The organism is Microbacterium sp. Bi128 (assembly GCF_918698205.1).
Genome location: NZ_CAKKMM010000555.1, coordinates 1 through 3,146, shown reverse-complemented (window position 1 = coordinate 3,146; position 3,146 = coordinate 1). Strand labels below are relative to the sequence as shown.

The window sequence follows — 3,146 nt, the reverse complement described above, 5'->3', positions numbered from 1 at the left end:
CCTCCGGCATCCCGGAAGGCAAGGGGTTTGGCGGTTTCCCGGTCTCCGGCCAGTTCTTCCGCTGCACCGACGAGAGCATCGCTGCCCGGCACAGCGCGAAGGTCTACGGTCAGGCGTCTGTCGGCGCCCCGCCCATGTCCGTGCCGCACCTGGACACCCGCTACGTCAACGGCAAGCGCTCCCTGCTGTTCGGCCCGTACGCCGGCTTCTCCACGAACTTCCTCAAGAGCGGCTCTTACCTGGACCTGCCGCTGTCCATCCGCCCCTCCAACATCATCCCGATGCTGGCCGTGGCCAAGGACAACATGGACCTCACCGCCTACCTGATCAAGGAAGTCGCCAAGCGTCACGGCGACAAGGTCGAGGCCCTGCGGGAGTACTACCCCGAGGCCAAGGACGGCGACTGGGAGCTCATCACCGCCGGCCAGCGGGTCCAGATCATCAAGAAGGACCCGAAGAAGGGCGGCGTGCTGCAGTTCGGCACCGAGGTCATCGCCGGACGCGACGGCACCATCGGCGCCCTGCTTGGCGCATCCCCGGGCGCGTCCACCGCCGTGCCGATCATGATCGAGCTGCTCCAGAAGTCCTTCCCGAAGAACTTCAAGGGCTGGCAGTCCAAGCTCAAGGACATGATGCCCGGCTACGGCGTCAAGCTCAACGACAACCCTGAGCTCGCCGCCACGCTGGAGGCCGAGACGGCCAAGGCGCTGCAACTCGAACAGGTCACCGCCAGCAACTAAGCCGGCGCCCGGCCGCGGCTGGTTTACACTGCTGGTTTGGGACCGCTGCAACCCGTGACGTCCCCGTTTTTTGATGTCCCGTTGTGCAGGACGCCCCCGACCCACCAGGAGACCATGAGATGTTCCGGCTCGCAAAGCTGTCTCTCGCCAACCGGGCCCTGATCGCGCTGATCACGGTGTTCGCTTGCGTTTTCGGCGTGATCACGATGTCCTCGCTGAAACAGGAGCTCATCCCCTCCATCGAGTTCCCGCAGATCACCGTGATCTCCTCGATGCCCGGTGCGTCGCCGGAAGTCGTGGACAAGCAGATCAGTGCCCCGTTGGAAAAGGCGCTGAACAGCGTCGAGGGGCTGGAATCGACGTCGTCAACGTCCCGGAACGGCGTCTCGCTCCAACCTGGACCGGGCCAGGAACCAGATCGACCGCGCCATCTCCAACGCCAAGCAGGCCCTGCCGAAGGACGTCCAGCCGCAGGCGATCGCCGGGAGCATCAGCGACTTCCCGATCGTCTTCCTGGCCGTGTCCTCCGACAAACCGCTCAGTGAACTCAACGCCGATCTCGCCCGGCTCAGCGTCCCTGTGCTGCAGAAGCTCGACGGCGTGCGCGGCGCCGACGTGACCGGCGGCGCCACGCAGCACATCCAGATCCTGCCGCGGCCCCGGGACCTGGCGGCATCGGGCACGAGCCTCCAGGCCATCAGCGACGCGCTGAAGAACAACGGTGCATTGGTCCCGGCCGGCACCATCGAGGAACAGGGCAAAACCCTCTCGCTGCAGATCGGCAGCCCGGTCGACTCCCTCGACGCCATCAAGGCCCTCCCGCTGGGCGCGGCCCGTGATGCGGCGACGATCGGCAGCGTGGCGGATGTCAGCCTGGTCGAGGACGCCCGCACGTCAATCACGCGGACCAACGGCAAGGAAACCCTCGCCCTGTCCGTGACCAAGAAGCCCGAGGGCGACACCGTCGCGATCTCCCACGCGGTCAAGGACGCCATCCCGCAACTTGAGGCCGAGCTTGGCTCCAACGCCAAATTCACCCCGGTCTTCGACCAGGCGCCGTTCATCGAGAAGTCCATCAAGGACCTCACCACCGAGGGCCTGCTGGGACTGGGCTTCGCCGTCCTGGTGATCCTGGTGTTCCTGATGTCAGTGCGCGCCACCCTGGTGACGGCCGTGTCCATCCCGCTGTCCCTGCTGATCACGTTCATCGGCCTCGCTGGCACCGGCTACTCACTCAACATCCTCACCCTTGGGGCGCTCACCATCGCGATCGGCCGCGTCGTGGACGACTCGATAGTGGTCATCGAAAACATCAAACGGCACCTGAGCTACGGCGAGGACAAGATCACCGCGATCGGGACCGCCATCCGCGAAGTTGCCGGCGCCATCACGGCGTCCACCCTGACCACCGTGGCCGTCTTCCTGCCCATCGCCTTCGTCGGCGACCTGGCCGGTGCGCTGTTCCGGCCGTTCGCCCTGACAGTGACCATCGCCCTGCTCTCCTCGCTGCTGGTCTCGCTGACCATCGTGCCGGTGCTGGCCTACTGGTTCCTGCGCACGCCCGCCGTCACCGGCTCTCCGGCTTCTGCCGCTGGCATCGCCGCCAAGGCGCACGAGGCCGAGCAGAGCACGCTCCTGCAGCGCGGCTACCTGCCTGTCCTGTCCGGCACGCAGCGGCACCCGGTCCTCACCCTGGTCGCCGCGGCCCTGGTGCTTGCCGGCACCGTGGCGATGTCCCCGCTGCTCGCCACCGACCTCCTGGGCCGCTCCGGCGAGAACAGCATGACCGTCAAGCAGGCCCTGCCGGCAGGGACCAGCCTTGACGAGGCCAGCGCTTCGGCGATCCGCGTCGAGGACACCCTGCGGGGCATCGACGGAATCAAAGACGTCCAGGCCACCACCGGCAACGCCCAGACCGGCTTCTCGGCCCTGCTCTCCTCCGGCGCGTCCAATTCGACGTTCACCGTGGTGACGGACGAGAAGGCCAACCAGGGCAAGCTCCAGGAGACCGTCCGCAGCGAACTCTCCAAGCTCGGCGATGCCGGAAAGATCACGGTCGGTTCCCAGCAGGGCGGCTTCGGCACTTCGTCAACCGTGGACATCACCCTCAAGGCCGCCACCACCGCCGACCTCCAGACGGCCAGTGACGCGATGGTCAAGGCCATGGACGGTGTCCCGGGCAGCAGCGAAGTGGCCACCAACCTGGCCGCCAGCCAGCCGGTGGTCCAGGTCAAGGTGGACCGCGCCAAGGCCGTCGCGGCCGGCCTGAACGAGGGGCGCGTGGCCGGGGTCCTGGCCGCCACGATCAGCCCGATTCCGGCCGGGACGATCCGCATCGACACCAACGACTTCCCGGTCCGGATTGGCGAGGGCACCCGCTTCACGAGCATCGAGGCCGTCCGGGAC

General features: G+C 67.1%; 1 protein-coding gene and 1 pseudogene. Both read left to right on the top strand.

Annotated features, from left to right (window positions below):
- The coding region (locus LQV45_RS22800) for a malate:quinone oxidoreductase (RefSeq protein WP_230008946.1) at nucleotides 1-740 on the top strand (740 nt) is incomplete at its 5' end.
- Nucleotides 741-859: 119 nt separating this feature from the next.
- Nucleotides 860-3,146 (top strand): annotated as a pseudogene (locus LQV45_RS22795) (efflux RND transporter permease subunit); the annotation flags it as partial.